Origin of the sequence: uncultured Murdochiella sp. (assembly GCF_902488755.1) — a bacterium.
GTDB lineage: Bacteria > Bacillota > Clostridia > Tissierellales > Peptoniphilaceae > Murdochiella.
Genome location: NZ_CABTXF010000015.1, coordinates 12484 through 27699, shown reverse-complemented (window position 1 = coordinate 27699; position 15216 = coordinate 12484). Strand labels below are relative to the sequence as shown.

The 15216-nt window shown below is 45.5% G+C and carries 26 protein-coding genes and 1 pseudogene; 23 read left to right on the top strand and 4 right to left on the bottom strand.

Annotated elements, in window-relative coordinates; genetic code table 11:
* Positions 1 to 152: 152 nt before the first annotated feature.
* The 3 genes from RDL68_RS02955 to RDL68_RS02945 form a co-directional block, all read right to left on the bottom strand.
* The gene (locus tag RDL68_RS02955; protein WP_308540185.1) at positions 153 to 1253 is read right to left on the bottom strand and encodes a tyrosine-type recombinase/integrase; all 1101 of its coding nucleotides are present in this window, start codon (positions 1251 to 1253) and stop codon (positions 153 to 155) included.
* Between the two features lie 203 nt (positions 1254 to 1456).
* Positions 1457 to 2488 carry an Abi family protein gene (locus RDL68_RS02950; RefSeq protein ID WP_308540184.1) on the bottom strand — a complete coding sequence of 344 codons (1032 nt, stop codon included), beginning with the start codon at positions 2486 to 2488 and terminating at the stop codon, positions 1457 to 1459.
* A 200-nt stretch (positions 2489 to 2688) separates the two neighbouring features.
* Positions 2689 to 3201: a S24 family peptidase gene (locus tag RDL68_RS02945; protein WP_308540183.1), complete on the bottom strand. Its 513-nt coding sequence runs from the start codon at positions 3199 to 3201 to the stop codon at positions 2689 to 2691.
* A 628-nt stretch (positions 3202 to 3829) separates the two neighbouring features.
* Here RDL68_RS02945 and RDL68_RS02940 point away from each other — a divergent pair.
* The 3 genes and pseudogenes from RDL68_RS02940 to RDL68_RS02930 all read left to right on the top strand — a co-directional run bounded on the left by RDL68_RS02940 (position 3830) and on the right by RDL68_RS02930 (position 4630).
* Entirely contained in the window at positions 3830 to 4039 is a 210-nt protein-coding gene (locus RDL68_RS02940; RefSeq protein WP_308540182.1) for a helix-turn-helix transcriptional regulator, read from the top strand.
* Positions 4040 to 4172: 133 nt separating this feature from the next.
* Positions 4173 to 4361: pseudogene (locus RDL68_RS02935) on the top strand (sigma factor-like helix-turn-helix DNA-binding protein); the annotation flags it as partial.
* Between the two features lie 119 nt (positions 4362 to 4480).
* Positions 4481 to 4630 carry a hypothetical protein gene (locus RDL68_RS02930; protein WP_308540181.1) on the top strand — a complete coding sequence of 50 codons (150 nt, stop codon included), beginning with the start codon at positions 4481 to 4483 and terminating at the stop codon, positions 4628 to 4630.
* Here RDL68_RS02930 and RDL68_RS02925 read toward each other — a convergent pair.
* Positions 4619 to 4930: a hypothetical protein gene (locus RDL68_RS02925; RefSeq protein WP_308540180.1), complete on the bottom strand. Its 312-nt coding sequence runs from the start codon at positions 4928 to 4930 to the stop codon at positions 4619 to 4621. The genes RDL68_RS02930 and RDL68_RS02925 overlap by 12 nt on opposite strands.
* A gap of 114 nt (positions 4931 to 5044) precedes the next feature.
* Here RDL68_RS02925 and RDL68_RS02920 point away from each other — a divergent pair, with 114 nt between their 5' ends.
* From RDL68_RS02920 to RDL68_RS02825, 20 genes are all read left to right on the top strand, one after another.
* Positions 5045 to 5254, top strand: coding sequence for a helix-turn-helix transcriptional regulator (locus RDL68_RS02920; RefSeq protein ID WP_308540179.1), 210 nt, complete (start codon positions 5045 to 5047; stop codon positions 5252 to 5254).
* A gap of 14 nt (positions 5255 to 5268) precedes the next feature.
* Positions 5269 to 5454, top strand: a complete 186-nt coding sequence (locus RDL68_RS02915) for a hypothetical protein (protein ID WP_308540178.1) — start codon at positions 5269 to 5271, stop codon at positions 5452 to 5454.
* A 14-nt stretch (positions 5455 to 5468) separates the two neighbouring features.
* The gene (locus tag RDL68_RS02910; RefSeq protein WP_308540177.1) at positions 5469 to 5621 is read left to right on the top strand and encodes a hypothetical protein; all 153 of its coding nucleotides are present in this window, start codon (positions 5469 to 5471) and stop codon (positions 5619 to 5621) included.
* Positions 5622 to 5632: 11 nt separating this feature from the next.
* A complete protein-coding gene (locus RDL68_RS02905) occupies positions 5633 to 5842 on the top strand; it encodes a hypothetical protein (RefSeq protein ID WP_308540176.1) in 210 nt (69 codons plus the stop codon).
* Positions 5812 to 6030: a hypothetical protein gene (locus RDL68_RS02900; RefSeq protein ID WP_308540175.1), complete on the top strand. Its 219-nt coding sequence runs from the start codon at positions 5812 to 5814 to the stop codon at positions 6028 to 6030. The genes RDL68_RS02905 and RDL68_RS02900 overlap by 31 nt, the downstream gene beginning before the upstream one ends.
* Before the next feature lie 39 nt (positions 6031 to 6069).
* Entirely contained in the window at positions 6070 to 6267 is a 198-nt protein-coding gene (locus RDL68_RS02895; RefSeq protein ID WP_308540174.1) for a hypothetical protein, read from the top strand.
* A gap of 4 nt (positions 6268 to 6271) precedes the next feature.
* Positions 6272 to 7255 carry a lambda-exonuclease family protein gene (locus RDL68_RS02890; protein ID WP_308540173.1) on the top strand — a complete coding sequence of 328 codons (984 nt, stop codon included), beginning with the start codon at positions 6272 to 6274 and terminating at the stop codon, positions 7253 to 7255.
* A 4-nt stretch (positions 7256 to 7259) separates the two neighbouring features.
* Positions 7260 to 8123: a recombinase RecT gene (locus RDL68_RS02885; protein ID WP_308540172.1), complete on the top strand. Its 864-nt coding sequence runs from the start codon at positions 7260 to 7262 to the stop codon at positions 8121 to 8123.
* 19 nt (positions 8124 to 8142) lie between these two features.
* Entirely contained in the window at positions 8143 to 8526 is a 384-nt protein-coding gene (locus RDL68_RS02880) for a Lin1244/Lin1753 domain-containing protein (RefSeq protein ID WP_308540171.1), read from the top strand.
* A gap of 211 nt (positions 8527 to 8737) precedes the next feature.
* Positions 8738 to 9217: a hypothetical protein gene (locus tag RDL68_RS02875; RefSeq protein ID WP_308540170.1), complete on the top strand. Its 480-nt coding sequence runs from the start codon at positions 8738 to 8740 to the stop codon at positions 9215 to 9217.
* Positions 9201 to 9566 (top strand): hypothetical protein, encoded by a 366-nt coding sequence (locus RDL68_RS02870; RefSeq protein WP_308540169.1) that lies wholly within the window; start codon positions 9201 to 9203, stop codon positions 9564 to 9566. Before RDL68_RS02875 ends, RDL68_RS02870 begins: the two co-directional genes overlap by 17 nt.
* Complete coding sequence (locus RDL68_RS02865) at positions 9563 to 9973, top strand: RusA family crossover junction endodeoxyribonuclease (protein ID WP_308540168.1); 411 nt, start codon at positions 9563 to 9565, stop codon at positions 9971 to 9973. Before RDL68_RS02870 ends, RDL68_RS02865 begins: the two co-directional genes overlap by 4 nt.
* Positions 9973 to 10296: a hypothetical protein gene (locus tag RDL68_RS02860; protein WP_308540167.1), complete on the top strand. Its 324-nt coding sequence runs from the start codon at positions 9973 to 9975 to the stop codon at positions 10294 to 10296. Before RDL68_RS02865 ends, RDL68_RS02860 begins: the two co-directional genes overlap by 1 nt.
* On the top strand, positions 10293 to 10865 hold the full coding sequence (locus RDL68_RS02855; protein WP_308540166.1) for an N-6 DNA methylase: 573 nt from the start codon (positions 10293 to 10295) through the stop codon (positions 10863 to 10865). Before RDL68_RS02860 ends, RDL68_RS02855 begins: the two co-directional genes overlap by 4 nt.
* Positions 10866 to 10896: 31 nt before the next feature.
* The gene (locus tag RDL68_RS02850; RefSeq protein ID WP_308540165.1) at positions 10897 to 11844 is read left to right on the top strand and encodes an N-6 DNA methylase; all 948 of its coding nucleotides are present in this window, start codon (positions 10897 to 10899) and stop codon (positions 11842 to 11844) included.
* Positions 11841 to 12209 (top strand): DUF4406 domain-containing protein, encoded by a 369-nt coding sequence (locus RDL68_RS02845; protein WP_308540164.1) that lies wholly within the window; start codon positions 11841 to 11843, stop codon positions 12207 to 12209. Before RDL68_RS02850 ends, RDL68_RS02845 begins: the two co-directional genes overlap by 4 nt.
* Positions 12210 to 12248: 39 nt before the next feature.
* Positions 12249 to 12668 (top strand): ECF-type sigma factor, encoded by a 420-nt coding sequence (locus RDL68_RS02840; RefSeq protein WP_308540163.1) that lies wholly within the window; start codon positions 12249 to 12251, stop codon positions 12666 to 12668.
* 104 nt (positions 12669 to 12772) lie between these two features.
* On the top strand, positions 12773 to 13078 hold the full coding sequence (locus tag RDL68_RS02835; protein WP_308540162.1) for an HNH endonuclease: 306 nt from the start codon (positions 12773 to 12775) through the stop codon (positions 13076 to 13078).
* 108 nt (positions 13079 to 13186) lie between these two features.
* Positions 13187 to 13540 carry a hypothetical protein gene (locus tag RDL68_RS02830; protein ID WP_308540161.1) on the top strand — a complete coding sequence of 118 codons (354 nt, stop codon included), beginning with the start codon at positions 13187 to 13189 and terminating at the stop codon, positions 13538 to 13540.
* Between the two features lie 2 nt (positions 13541 to 13542).
* A complete protein-coding gene (locus RDL68_RS02825) occupies positions 13543 to 15216 on the top strand; it encodes a terminase TerL endonuclease subunit (protein WP_308540160.1) in 1674 nt (557 codons plus the stop codon).

The window sequence follows — 15216 nt, the reverse complement described above, 5'->3', positions numbered from 1 at the left end:
GTCGTGGGTTCGAATCCCATCAGATCCAAAATCAAAAATGCCCGTTCTGTTGAAATCAACGGAATGGGCATTTTTCAATGTTCATGTGATTTTGCTTTGTCACTCGTTATCCCTGAATGCCCCATATTTAACGAAAAAATCTAACATGAAATCTAACATGAAATGTATTTTTCGAAGTCCTTCATGGACTCTTTTCTTCTGCGTTTGGTGACGTGCGTATAAATGTCCATTGTCGTCTTAAAATCTTTGTGACCTAAACGCTCTTGTACGTCTTTGATCGACCATCCTGCTTCAAATAGCATAGAAGCGTGCGTGTGCCGGAAGGAGTGAATGGTACCTTTGATACCGAGCTTTTTTGCAACACGTTGGAAATAGGCGTAAGGCTTTGAGACGGACATTTCTGTTCCGTTTTTGGAGGGGAACATAAACCCCTTCATAGATAGCGTCTTTTGCGCTGCTCGCCAGTCGTTCAGTATTCCAAGCGTTTCTCGGTCAATATCAATCGTGCGCATACCGGACTTGGTTTTTGTCTCGTGGACGACGGGAACATTGTCTATGCCGGTAGAAAGCGTCTTACTGATCGTCAGTGTTCCCGCCTTAAAGTCCACGTCCGACCATAACAAAGCTAACGCTTCACCACGCCGAAGACCGGTGTACGCTAAAAGACGAAAGAAGGTATACCACTTTTGGTTATCTTTCATGGCATCCAGTATCTCGGCAAGCTCGTTTTTCTCAAAGAAGGGCGTCGGCGCATAGGACGTATCATTCTTTGGCATAACGACACGCAGAAACGGGTTTGCTCGATTGGTGGCACCAACAGCGATGGCATAATCATAGATTCTCGTGGCAATTCGATATTTCTTACGGTAGTCCTTAAATACCGTAGAGAGATGGTTGGCGAAGTCCTGGCACTGCAGCGCTCGGATAGAGTCGAGGTTCTTCTCGCCAAAAGCCGGAAGAATATGAATTCGCAAGCATTCCAACGTCTTCTGATAGGTGGAATCCCTGACCGTGTTTTTATAGACTGTAAGCCATCTTTCGGTAACATCGCGGAATGTCGCATTGGTCGATGCACGCAGGATCTTATGGTCAAACTCATAGCGCATGGTACGCAAGGCGGATTCTGCTTCCTTCTTGCTGGTAAAACCACCACGTGATGTGATGATTTGCTTTCCCGTGTCGGGATCCATGCCGACATAGGCATTAAATTTCCACCGCTTACCCTTTTTCGTTTCGTATGCGCTGATGGTCATGGGGGCTCCTTTCTATATCTTATATCTCTCTTAGGCCAACCCCTAAATCTACGAATTTGCCGACGTCGGCAAATTGCGAGATTTCAACGTTTTCGAGAAATGGAAGATCTGATATACTATAGGCGAAAAGATAACTTGTGAGGGAGAAACACTGGGTTCCGCGACAGAGTAGACCTACGCTGAGCATTCCTATGTGCCCGGGGTTATCTTTTTTTATATGATGCAAATCCCATAAAAATATCTTCGTTGGATTTATCGTATTCTTTAGGCGGAAAGCCAAGGGATTCAAAAATGAGAACCCGGTCATCTGGGTATAATTTAAAGTATTCATCTAACGCCACTTTAGTACATAGGCTTAATAGAACCAGTGGCCGCTTATCATCAAATAATTGCAAATATGCAAAAAGACTGTAATAATTCCCTTTTCCATATCCTTCGTTGAACTGCTCTTCTGTAATATTTAATTTTTCGAAGAGATAATCGCTAAACTGGATATTTTGGCTATCAACTCTGTATCCGACAATTCTCCCTCCGTGTGCAGCTCGATTTCTAAGCTTTTGTGCAACAAATATCGCATCAGAGAAGACTTTCTTTGCGGGTTCAGTAAGTGTAAATATATCCTCTTCAGGGAACCCCATCATTGTCCGCATAACAGAATCTTTGATACTTGATGTTTGAAGTTGATAGAAATGGCGAATGTTGCCAAATGAACACCCCTTAAAAAGTATCCATGGTGGAATATGGCCGTGATCCTCTCTGTAGTGTCTAAACGGCTCAATGTTATCCTTCAGAATATTCTTGAATTTTCTAAAAGTAGAATCAATTTCATATAAATCTTTACCATTTTTGTCTTTCTTAGGACGACCGTCCGGGAAAAACAATCGATGCCCACTTTTATAATTTGTTCGCTTCAAATAATCCTTTTCATCATGGCCATATTCTTTGGCAATGAAATAGGAAAGCGACGTTTTTAACAGACTCTCAACCTCAAGCGTGACCTGAAGGACGTTGTTTTGAAGGTCACGGTCAAGCCGATATATGGCAAACAGATGTTCAAATTTTTCATTTTCCCTATATCTTTCACCCGATGATAATAAGAATTTGTTGTACCCATTTACAATTTCATAATATCCATAATGCATTAGAATCTTTCGAGCGGCGTCTTCGTTCTCAAAGTTAAGACCGCGGCTTTTTAGAATCTGAATTTGTTCATCAATCGTTTTAAATGGCTTCATGCTACACTCCTAAAAAGAATGAGGGAGACCATCCGAAGAAAGTCTCCCTCATTCAGGCTCTAACACGAGCCGTTCCTTTAGTGTGATAGGATATTATCATGAATCATGATAAAAATCAACTAAAAATGACTTTCTCTATGGAAATTCAATAGAAATATACTTTTTCATGCGGCTAAGTTATTTTTCCCATTCCCCTTCATTTACCTCTTCTTCGGGTGATACACACCCACGCACTCACCGATAATTTGGATACCGTTATCTTCCACTTCTTCATAGCTATAGATGATGGGACTATAGCTCCGATTGCAGGGTTGCAAGACAAGCAGATTTTCCTTCTTATAGACCCTTTTTAGGGTTGTCTCATCTTCGATTAAAACGGCAGCAATTTGCCCGTCTTCCACATCCGAAACCTTTTTCATCAGGACAATGTCGCCGTCGTGGATTTCTGCGTCCACCATGCTGTCGCCTTTGCAGATTAACGCAAATTCTCCGTCCATGTGCGCCGGGTCGATACCGACGTAGCCTTCAAAGTTTTCTTCCGCCCAGATTGGCGTTCCGCAGGCAATCGTTCCGAGGATGGGGACACTTCGGATTTTACGAATGGGGTGCAGGTCGGGGTGGCGGTTGATGATGGTATCGAGGTCGGTTTTGTCCTCAATGAGATCAGATTTGTTGATGTGGAAATAGTCAGATAAAGCTTGAATTTTGCCCATTCTTGGTATTGCAATTCCCTGCATCCACGTGTTGAAGGTCTGAGGAGATACTCCAATAGCGGAAGAAATCTCGACTTGTGTTTTTCCAACATCAGATACATATCGGCGAAGATTCTTTGAGAAGATTATTTTTTGCTTTAGTTCATCCATGGCAGTAACCTCCGTTAATCTCATTATATAGTTATATTTGATGCCGAACAACTAAAAATAAAAAATAATTGTATTTTGGTATTGACATCCAATTAAATTTGATTTAGAATATAACCATCAAAGAAAGAGAGGAGGTAATAATGAGTAGCAAGGGAAACAAAAAAGACGAAAAGCGAGCTATGAAACTCGCCATCGCCTCAGGAATCATCTCCCTTATCACCGCAATTGTGGAATTGTTAAAAGTGATACTGGAGTAAGCAAGAGGGGCTCAGCCCCCTCTTGCTTAAGGATAGAGTACCCGGCACTCATTGTCAATAGAGGAAACAATAAGGAAAGGAGTCAAAAATGGCAAAAGCTATAGTAGATGTCATACAATCAGCGCTCATCCTGTATTTACTATACGTGTTTTATACGCAAAAGAAAGGATGATTTTCAAGCTGGTCTAACGGCTATACGGGAAAAAGAGAAAGGAGGGAAGATGCAAAAAATCCGAATTTCATTGGCTGCTGCGAGAGTTAATGCTTCCATGACACAAGATCAAGTTGCAAAGCAAATGAAGGTTTCCAAACAAACGATTGTTAATTGGGAAAATGGGCGTTCTGAGCCAACGCTTAGTCAAGCACAATCATTGAGCAAACTGTACAAGATGGACTTGGACTATATTTTTTTGCCTTGCAAATCAAAGTAAATTTGATACTTAAAAGGAAACATAAATAAAACCGTCAACCCCTTGACAAGGAAGAAGAAGAAGAAGAGTAGAGTGCAAATAGGAACGAAGGGAAGGAGGAAAACGAATGAACAATCACGACATCGATCCAAAACTCCTGAAAGACGCACTCGAAAAGCATGGGGAGTGTTTGAACGAACGACAGAAGAAGGTGCTCATCCTGCGCTTTGGCTTAGAGGATGGCGAGACGAGAACGCTGCAAGAAATCGGTAACTTGTTTGGCGTAACACGTGAGCGGATACGACAAACCGAGGCAACTGCACTTCGAAAGTTAAGCAGATAGCGATTTAGGAAAAGACAGGTTTTTCTGGGGGCTTGTTTGTTACACCGGAATTATAGTTGCGGTGCTCATTTTGGGGTTAATTCTTTAGCCCTAACGTGACGATGAAAGGAGGAAGGATAATGAAAAAAACAGCATACATCGACGTGAATCTGTACTTAACGATTAACGGCATGAGAATTGACGAGTTCCAAAAAGAAATTGAAAAGCTGTCCCATCTGTTGGACGAGATGAAACAGCTTTCCATGTTTCAAGATGAGTTAGAAATCTAACTTCTTCATGACATATTCGCTTGCGGCGTCATTCACAAATTCTTGAAATGTCTTGTATGAACTCACATTTTGTATGGCATCGTCAAGCGCGTCCGAAGAGGCTTCATCGAAATCTTTATCGCAATGAATGTTAGCCGATTCCATCAACTCGTCGAAGGTTTTCAGAGTTGTGTTTTCTCTAACAAAATCATCAGTAAGGATTTCGCAAAGCGGGACTTCACCATCGATTGACTGAGTGGATTTTTGCAGATCATTAAGACGTTTCACGAATTCATCCGCTCCAGTAAGAGTAGAACGCATTGCCGTCCCTCCTTTCATGGTGAATTTCAGAGGAACACGCTGGCACATGTTCTTGATGGAATTATTATAACACGATGTTCGAGAAAACACTATATGTTGTGGAAAGGAAAAGCGATGCACACAAGAATAGGAAACTATATTCACGAAAAGCGAATAGAAAAACATGTGCGGCTTAAAGATGTGTCGGAAAGGCTTCATATCACGGTGACAAACGTCCACCAGAAAGAAAAAGGGCTACGGAAATTCACGTTGGAGGAAGTTGTCATTTTATCCGACATGTTGGACTTTTCCTTGGACGAGATGAAGAAACTGATTAAGGAATGAAAGGAGGAAACGCCGTGAAACGCTACATGACACGAAGCGAGCTGATGGAGTATTTCGGTATCGGAAAGAATACCGTCACGGACTGGGAAAAAGAAGGACTTTCCTTCATCGACATGGGGCGAAAGACACACTTTTACAAAGACACGGATATCGAGGACTTTTTAGACGGCGCAAAGAGTTCACGCTATACGCGCATATAGGAAGGAGAAGCAACATGAAAAAACGCAGAAAGAAAATCGGCTGGACGTTTAATTTCGCACGGATGCACCCGGTGCTGAAGACCATCCTTGCGGTTGCAGCGACATTTGCGACGGTGGGATACGTGCTGGTGGGAAGTTGGCTTTTCTACTTTATGGTGACGAGATAGGAGGAGAAAAGATGAGCAAACAACTGACCGAAGAAGATATAAGGACGGCATGTTACGCAATAGATGCTTTTATGGATTCCTTGTCTTCCGCGGATAAGAGAAAGCAGCAGGAAGCACTATCAAAATATATCGACTTTTTGTTTGATGCGCAGCGGCAGAAAATGATTGAAGAAGTAATTGGAGATGCGGCATGGATTACGAAAAAGTATGGAAAGATCTGAAAATGTATATAGAGATTCTTTTTTGGGCGTCCCATCGCTTTGCAGAATCCGAAAACATAAACGTCGATGAGCGCCTTCGAGCAGAAGGTGGAGAACTTATGGGAAGAAAAATCCTAAATTTTATGGGCATGTTAGAAAAAGAGATGACCACCGTCCGTGACGACGATGGTCAAAAGGTGCAGGATTAAGCCTCTTGCGCCCTCAGTATACCACATGAGGAGGAAAAAATGGAAAGACTATGCTACGGATATTGTTCGGTTTGCTTCTCGCCAATTTATGACGGCGACTATGCCTACGACGATGGAGAAATGCGTATATGTGATTCTTGTTTGAAACGCCACACCCATTATGTCGAGGTCGAGGATCCCGAAGTAGCGGCAGCTTTTGACGATGCAGATCGTCAGTGGGCGGATCGGTGCTGGTGATGCCATGGATAAAACCAAATTCAACGTGATCGCAAATAAAGCACAAATTAGCCATGAGAAGTGGCTTTCGATTCGCCAAGGCTATATCGGCGGATCTGATGCCGCCGGATGCGTCGGGCTTAGCCCTTGGGCATCGCCCTTCTCCGTGTGGCTTAGCAAGAGCAAAAAAGGAGATGACGCAGAAGATGATTCCAAGCAGGCGTTAAAGATGTGGTACGGAAACGCCGCAGAAGAAATTGTCGCAAGACGCTTCGTGATGGAGACGGGAAAGAAAGTCCGTCGCAACAACGCCATGATGGTTTCCACTAAATATCCGTGGATGCTCGCAGATATCGATAGGGAGCTTGTCGACGAGGACGCTATCTTAGAGATTAAGACGACTTCCGCATGGAACCGTAATCAGTGGGCAGATGGCATGATTCCCGTCCACTACGAGATTCAATGCCAACACTACATGGCAGTGACAGGCGCGAAAAAGTGTTATATCGCGGTAATGTTTGGCGCAGGAGATGGCTTTGAGATCCGCGAGATTGCGCGAGATGAGGACACGATCCACATCCTTGTCGAAGAGGAGAAAAAGTTCTGGTGCTTCGTCGAGACAGGGGAGATGCCAAACCCGGACGGAACGAGCGCTTGCTCTGAGGCAATCAACAAACTCTTTCCCGGTCGGGCAGATGGCGGAGGGGATCCCGTTTTGTTGGATGAAAAAGCCTTCGATACCGGGATGTACTTTTACCTCAAAGACCAGCGCGACGCACTAAGCCAAGAAATTGAGGCGATGGAGCAGGACGTGAAGATTGCCATGCAGAATAGCGAAAAGGCGATCGTCGGCGATAGCGCCCACATTACGTGGCGACTTTTACAGTCAAAGCGTCTTGACAGTAGACGACTAAAAAAAGAAATGCCGGAGATCTTCGAGCGATATGCGAAGGTTAGCGAGTATCGGCGATTTAGCGTGACAAGAACGGAAGAAAAAGAGGAGGAATAAAAACATGACGATGGATGCGAAGCAAGCCTTACAGGCGAAAAAAGACGGTGGGAAATTAAGCCCAACAGAAAGTATGCGCGGGCTACTTAACGCGATGGCACAGCAAATCAAGATGGCACTACCGGAAAACATTAAATCGGAGCGTTTCCAGCGTGTGGCGCTAACCGCTTTTAGCGGGAATGCAAAACTACAGAAGGCGGATCCGGTGTCCTTTATCGCCGCGATGATGCAGTCGGCGCAGCTTGGCCTTGAACCGAACACGCCGCTTGGACAGGCGTACCTCATCCCCTACGGAAATCAAATTCAATTCCAAATCGGCTACAAAGGACTCATCGACCTTGCGATGCGATCCGGGCAGTACAAATCCATCTACGCCCATGAGGTACGAGAAAAGGACGAATTTTCCATCGCCTACGGCATCGAAGAGACGATAACACATATCCCCTACCTTGATGGCGACCGAGGAAAAGTCACCGGATACTATGCGGTCTATAAACTCACCAACGGCGGATGCGGATTTTTCTACATGACACGCCAAGAGGTGGAGGCGCATGGACGGAAATTCTCGAAGACGTACAACAACGGACCGTGGAAAACCGATTTTGATGCGATGGCTAAAAAGACAGTACTCAAGCAAGTCTTAAAATACGCACCCATGTCCGTCGAATTGCAGCGCGCAACATCCATCGATGAGGCAGTCGTAAAGGACGATCAGGCTAAGACTGCTATTGATGAAAATGTCGTCGATGTCGCCTGGCAACACGTGGACGAAGAGACGGGAGAGATTCTTGACGAGACAGAAGGTATGAAGCCGGAGATGAGCAAGGAGGCAGAGGGCTTTTTAGAAGGATTTGAGCCAATCGCATAAGAAAGGGTGTTTATCGGACATGGCAAAAATGACAAATTATTTTTCACATGACGCCAACGCCCGAAACGATTCAAAAATCGTCAATCTGCGCATGGCGCTTGGCGCCGAAGGATACGGGATCTACTTCATGATTCTTGAGCGGATGAGAGAGGACGCGAATTACATGAGTGTCAAAGATTATAACATGATAGCCTTTGACCTTCGTGTGGACGCCTCGAAAGTAAAAAAGGTAGTTGAAGAGTTCGGGTTATTTGCCTTCACCGAGGACGGTGAGTGCTTCTACTCCGACAGTTTCCTACGCCGCATGAACGTGAAAGATGAAAAACGCCGCAGACGTTCCGAAGCAGGAAGAAGAGGTGCTGAACAGCGCTGGGGCGACAAAGATGACGCAGATGCAACATGATTTTATGGCAATGCTACAGATTTTTATGGCAATGCTACAAAAATTTATAGCAAGTAAAGTAAAGGAAGTAAAGAAAGTATGTTTTAAGTTAATACACTACTACGAATAGTAACGTGATCTTAAATATTCACTCTTTGGCGTATAAGTCTCATAACTTCAAGATATGAGGTTTATAAAGCATGGCACATAGAACGAAAGGAGGTGCCTGCGCGTGGTTAGTACAGACAAAGTGGAACAAGTTTATCAACAACATTTCAGTCATCAGCCAATCATGCCCAATATAAGTCATCTCATTTTCACAACGGTTGCGCAACATGGAGAGGACGCTGTACTGAACATGATGCGTGAGCTATATCGGCGAGGGACAACGGACGTTAGTTTTGCCTATATCGCAAGAGCCTTAGACGGGAATGCGGCACGAGATAGCGCGAGGAAAGCGAGAGATCTTGCAGCGTTACACGACGATTCATTCAAATCCGACACGCAGAAGGAACGTGAAAAGCAGTGGCTTCGTGACGGTGTCGAAAGAAACCGTCGGGCTTTTAGCGTCAAGGGCTACCTGAGCGGCTTGGCACGCGAGGCAGCAGGGAAAGAGATTGTCCGGATAGTCGACAGCTGGGTTAAAAACGGCGGGAAACGTCCAGATGAAGCGATAAAGAGACTGGAGGAATTCTATGCAAATAACAAATAAAGAGCTTGGGATTGATAATCCGTGGCTTTCAACAGTAAAAACGGATTTAGATATTGCCATTCGTTCTGCGGTACTCGCTGCGGGAGAAGGACGAAAGACAAAAGTATCCGTCACGATGAATTTTGACGAAGGAACGGTATACGACGATATGCCACCGCTTGGAGAAAACGAAAAACTAATAAGCCCAATTGACTACAAGATTAAAGTCACAGCGCAGGATGATGTTTTTAATCGCGACGACTCCACGGTTGGGCTTATGGTTACGACGGCGGAAAGTGGACAAATGATAGCAAGAAAAGCGGGCGCACAGATGAACATGTTTGACGACTACGAGGACGGCGCAGAATGAAGGTTAAATTCACGATTCCAGGCGTTCCCGTTCCGAAGGCGAGACCGCGCGTTGTTAGGGGGCATACCTACACGCCAAAAAAGACGAAGGACTATGAAGCACTCGTGCAAGATGTCTATAACCTGACCGTCGGTGAGTACTTAGGCGATTCTGCGATTGTTGCGACGATTGACCTTTACTTCCCCATTCCGGAGAGCTACTCAAAAAGCAAGAGACGGCGCATTGCGGAGGGGAAAATCAAGCACACGAAGCGTCCGGATGTGGACAATTGCGCAAAGGCAATACTGGATGCACTAAACGAGGTCGCCTACAAGGACGATGCACAGATCGTTGAAAGCCGTATCACAAAGCATTACGCAATAGACGGTGAGGCACGGGCAGAGGTTGTTTTGGAAGAGGTGTTTTGATGAGAAAAGGCGAGAAAAAGAAGAAAGAGCCACTCTATCAGGTGACACTTTCGCAGATTGAGCAGTACAAGCGCATGGGCTATCAACAGGCGGTCAATGAGTGCGTGACGCTTTTATTCTGGATGACCTACATCGCACTGCGAGACGAGTTTCACTTTGGGAAAACGAGGATGCTTCGCGTCATGCGAAGACTCGGCAGTATGGTGGGCGACCTGCAAGCAGGATATTTTGACTTGTTAGATTGTCGCATTGAGCTAAAGCGCGAGATCGGTGTCGATATTGGGGACAGGGGAATTTTCATTCCGGACGAGGAGAAGAAATGACAGGGAATACGAACGAACAGGCAAAAGCGATGGATATTGAACTAACAGAAATACGAGACGGGCTGTTTCGTATTTTCAGGACGGATTCGGTAGACGAACTGGGGAAGAACATGATGAAAGACATCCTGTCACGCAATGAGAAAACAATGTCTGCGGTGATAGAACTGTTTGGCGGTGATCTCAGTACAGATTATTTGCAAGGCGTATGGCAATACTATGAAGCCGATAGAAAAGAAAAAAAACAAGATTTTACGCCAAAGACATTGGCTTCGTTGATGGGACGATTGGTAGAAAAGGAAGAGGAAGTCATCGATCTTTGCGCGGGAAGCGGAGCGCTTGCCATTCAAGCCTGGTATCATGACCCGAACAAACGGTTTACGTGTTATGAACTGGACAAAAAAGTAATTCCGTATTTGCTTTTTAATCTTGCAATTCGCAACATGTCGGCAAGAGTTGTTGTGGGGGATGCGCTGCAAAATATAAAAACAGCGGAATATTACGTAACACCAAGCGAACGGTTTTCGGAGGTGAAATACATTGACCAGTCTATTATCGAATCCACCATATAACATGACGTGGGATGGGAACGACACTATAAAAATGGGCGATTATGTTGTTCCGAAACAAAATGCGAATTATGCGTTTATCCTACGTGGCTTTGGACTTTCAAAGAACCGGGCTGTGTTCTTACTTCCGAACGCTGCACTGACGGTTGGGGGAACAGAGGGTGAAATACGAAAAGGAATAATCGAAAGCAGATGCGTGGAGGCGGTGATTTCTTTTCCGGAGAAAATGTTTGAATCTACTGATATTCCCGTTTCGTTGCTACTTTTAAGCCATGACAAAAAAGACAAAATCTGTTTTATCGATGCTTCAAAACTGACAAGCGAAGACACGCGAAAGCAAAAAGGGCAATATGGGTCTGCAGCACACACAAACAGAGTATATAAAAAAACAATCAATGTGATAAAAGAGTCGGCTATAGATAAAATACTGGAATGCTTAAACGGTGCGGAATATCCGGGAACTTGCAAGTGGGTAACGCTTGACGAAGTAAAGGATAAGAATTTCTCATTGCAACCGAGAATTTTTATTGATGAAGAATACAGTGCAGGATGTAATTACCGTTCGTTAAAAGATATCGTGCAAGATTTGAACCGTATTCGCAGGCATCGTAACGTATTGAAGATAACCGTGAATGAAACCTTGGCGAAGGAACTGGGAATCTACTTTTTGAAAGAGGAAAAGGAAAAGTTAGAGAACGGCGAGGACGAGTTAAGAAAAGCAATTAAAAAGACAACAGGAGAGACACTGATAAAAGAAAATTGGATTACTTTTTCAAAAAAGAAGAATGAGCTTAAATTTGAAAACAATGATCCGGAGTTGTTATCGGAGATGCTCCGCGTTCTTTTGCCGATGTGGATGTCACATTTGATGTACTTAAATAATTCTGAAAGCCAGTATTTGGCGGAGCTTAGAGACGCGCTTATTCCGCTTTTGATGACAGGGAAACTGGATCTTAGTGAAAACGCACAGGAGAAGAAATGACTGTATTTTTTGAGCAAAAAGAGAAAAGAAAACCTGCGGCATACATCTGCGCACCATACGCAGGAGATGTGGAGAAAAATAAAAAGGTCGCGATCGATTTTGGCAAAATGGCGCACGAGAAAGGCTTTCTGCCCATCATTCCGCATCTTCTTTTTCCCTATCTGGACGACGTGACAGATCGGGAAGAGGCGATGTCGATGTGCCTTGAAGTGGTAGAAAGATGCGATACTCTTTTCGTCTTGTCCGATGTAATCACCAGCGGCATGAAAAGAGAGATTGACCTGGCGAAAAAGAAAGAGATGCCTATTTTTCAATTTTTCCGCTTAGGCGAGTCTGTCTTCACCGAGGATAGGCTCATGCAGTGATGATTCGATCGGCGTACATAGGCGAGATGGGAGGTGAGAATGCTCACAAGAAAGCAGTTAGAATCTGTTCACGCCATAAGGCGGCGGATTGCACGTGATGAGGCGGAGCTAAAGGAGCTGGAAGAAGATCCGCCTTGCGATGTGCAGGCGCTTTCGCTATCTCTTAATCCGGCGCATTCCAACTTTCCGCATGGCATTGATTCAATACTCGCCTCTTACATGGATAAGAAGAACCGTTACCGACAGAGACTCTTGGATCGACGACGGTATCTGATGGAGCTACTGGAAGAGATAGACCGATTCATCGCGTCTCTTGAGGATCCACGAGTGCAGGAAATTGTCGAGCTTCGGTGCAAGGAGTGTATGACGTTTGAGGAGATTGCGTACACCATGCGATATTCTAGGCGAACCGTAACGCGAACGTATTATGAAGTTCTTCGCAGAAATGGGCTGGAATAAAAAATGCCCATTTTGCCCATTCGATCCGTGCTATTCTATAGGCAGAGAAATAGAGATCGGCACGGTGGGGTGTCGGTCTCTTTTCATATTCGGCGGAGGAGCGTATGGCACGTGCATGGGCGAAGACCTTCTACAAATCCAAAGCATGGGAAGCGTGCAGGGCTGCATACATTGCAAGCGTGCACGGGTTATGTGAGCGCTGCCGTGCGAAAGGAAGACTTAAGCCGGGGAAGATCGTACATCACACCTGCTACCTGACACAGGAGAACATCAACGACCCTATGGTCAGTCTTAACTTTGAGAACCTTGAGTATCTTTGCCAGGACTGTCACAACGAGGAGCACCACGCGGGGGCATCAACAAGAGAGGACTGTATGTTCGACGAGGAAGGGAATTTAATTTCCAGATAGCCCCCTAAAAACGGCTCAACCATGCGGTCTGGAGGACCGAGAGGTGGACTTTAATTTTTAGCGCGGTATCGCGCGAGACCCCCCTATGTGTAGAAAGGAGGACAAAGGATGCGGAAGGTAAAGAAAACTACACGAATTAGCCGTGAAAACGAACGATTACGAGAACGCTATAAAAATCTGCCGGCAGATAGCCTGGCGATTGTGGATGGGCTCATTGATCAAGCGGCCTTTATGCGAATTGAGCTTGAAGATATGCGAGATGACATTCTTGCTGGTGGCCGTGTGGAGCTTTTCTCACAATCCGAGAAGACGGATCCCTACGAAAGAGAGCGTCCGGTTGTTCGCCAACATGCACAGATGGTGAGAAACTACCAAAACATCATCAAGCAGCTGGACGAGAAGCTTCCAAAGGATGATCTTATCGGCAAGGACGATGGCTTTGAATCGTTTGCGGGGCTTTAGCCGTGGCAAACTATGTTCTGGAGTACGCAGATGCCGTTAAATCGGGAAAGATTGTTGTGGGAAAGAAAATACAGCGTGTGCTGGAGCATCTGCGCTGGAAGATGAAAAATGAAGAGGACGGGTTTTTCTTTGATGAGAAGCGAGGGAGTCACATCCTCGCTTTTTTTGAGCGCTATTTACGCCACTCACAAGGTCGGTGGGGCGGAAAGCTTATCGAGCTTGAGCTCTGGGAAAAAGCGCTCCTGCAAGCGGCATTTGGCTTTGTGGATAGCGACGGGTTTCGTCAGTACCAGCGCGTGGTGCTCATTGTCGCTAAGAAGAACGGGAAGTCCTTCATCGCTTCCGGCGTAGGACTTTATCTTCTCATGGCAGATGGGGAAGCAGGTCCACAGATCTACTCGGTAGCCACGACAAGAGATCAGGCAAAGATTGTGTGGACGGAAGCAAAGCGGATGCGAAACAAAGCGCCAGCGATTCGCAAGCGCACCCGCTCAACGATTAGCGAGATTGCGTTTGATCAGATGGACGGCATTTTCAAGCCGCTTGCTTCCAACACCGACAGGCTGGACGGTCTCAATATCCACGGCGTTTTCATGGACGAGTTTCACCAGTGGAAAAACGGCCGGCAGCTTTACAACATCATGGCAGACGGCATAACGGCACGTGACCAACCCATGATTTTCATGACTTCAACCGCCGGAGTGGTTCGGGAGGATATCTACGATGAAATCTATGAAGAAATGGAGCGGATACTAAACGGCTACAAAGATCCGGAAGGTTATAAAGACCTGCGCACGCTTCCCTTCGTCTACGAGTTGGATGAAAGAAGTGAGTGGACCGATGCAAAGGCATGGATAAAAGCGAATCCGAATCTTGGCGTGTCAAAAAGCATTCAGGCGCTATCGGAAAAAGTCGAGCGCGCAAAACACAATCCTTCACAAGTCAAGAACCTACTGACCAAGGAGTTTAACATACCGGAAACGAGCGGTGAAGCTTGGCTATCGTTTGAAGATATCGACGATCGAAGAACCTTTGACCTGATGAAAATGAAACCGCGCTATGCCATTGCCGGCGTTGATCTTTCAAGAACGACCGATCTCACCTCCGCATGTATCCTCTTCCAGACCTCTGGGGATCCAAACCTTTATGTGCATTCGATGTTCTGGATGCCGGCGGACTTGGTGGAACGACGAGTGCGAGAGGATCGGGTTCCCTATGATAAGTGGATTGACCAGGGATGGATGCGCATTTGCGAAGGGAACATCATCAACTACAAAGATATCGTGAGTTGGTTTGAAGAACTACGGAACACCTACGACATTTTCGTCTCTTGGTTTGGCTATGACGCATGGAGCGCACAGTACTTTGTGGAAGATCTGAGGAGCCGTTATGGAGAGTACTGTTTGGAACCGGTTCGGCAGGGCAAGCAGACGTTATCTGCGCCGATGTATGCGCTGGGAGCCGATCTTGCAGCGCACAAGATCATCTACAACAACAACCCGATTCTTAAGTGGTGCATGACCAATGTTGCCATTGAGAAGGATAAGAACGGAAATATTCAGCCAGTTAAGGCGGTTAGCCAGAATCGACGGATTGATGGTTTCGCAGCACTTCTTGATGCGTATGTGGTGCGTGATCGGCATTTAGAAGAGTACGCCAATCTCATAGGGGGATAA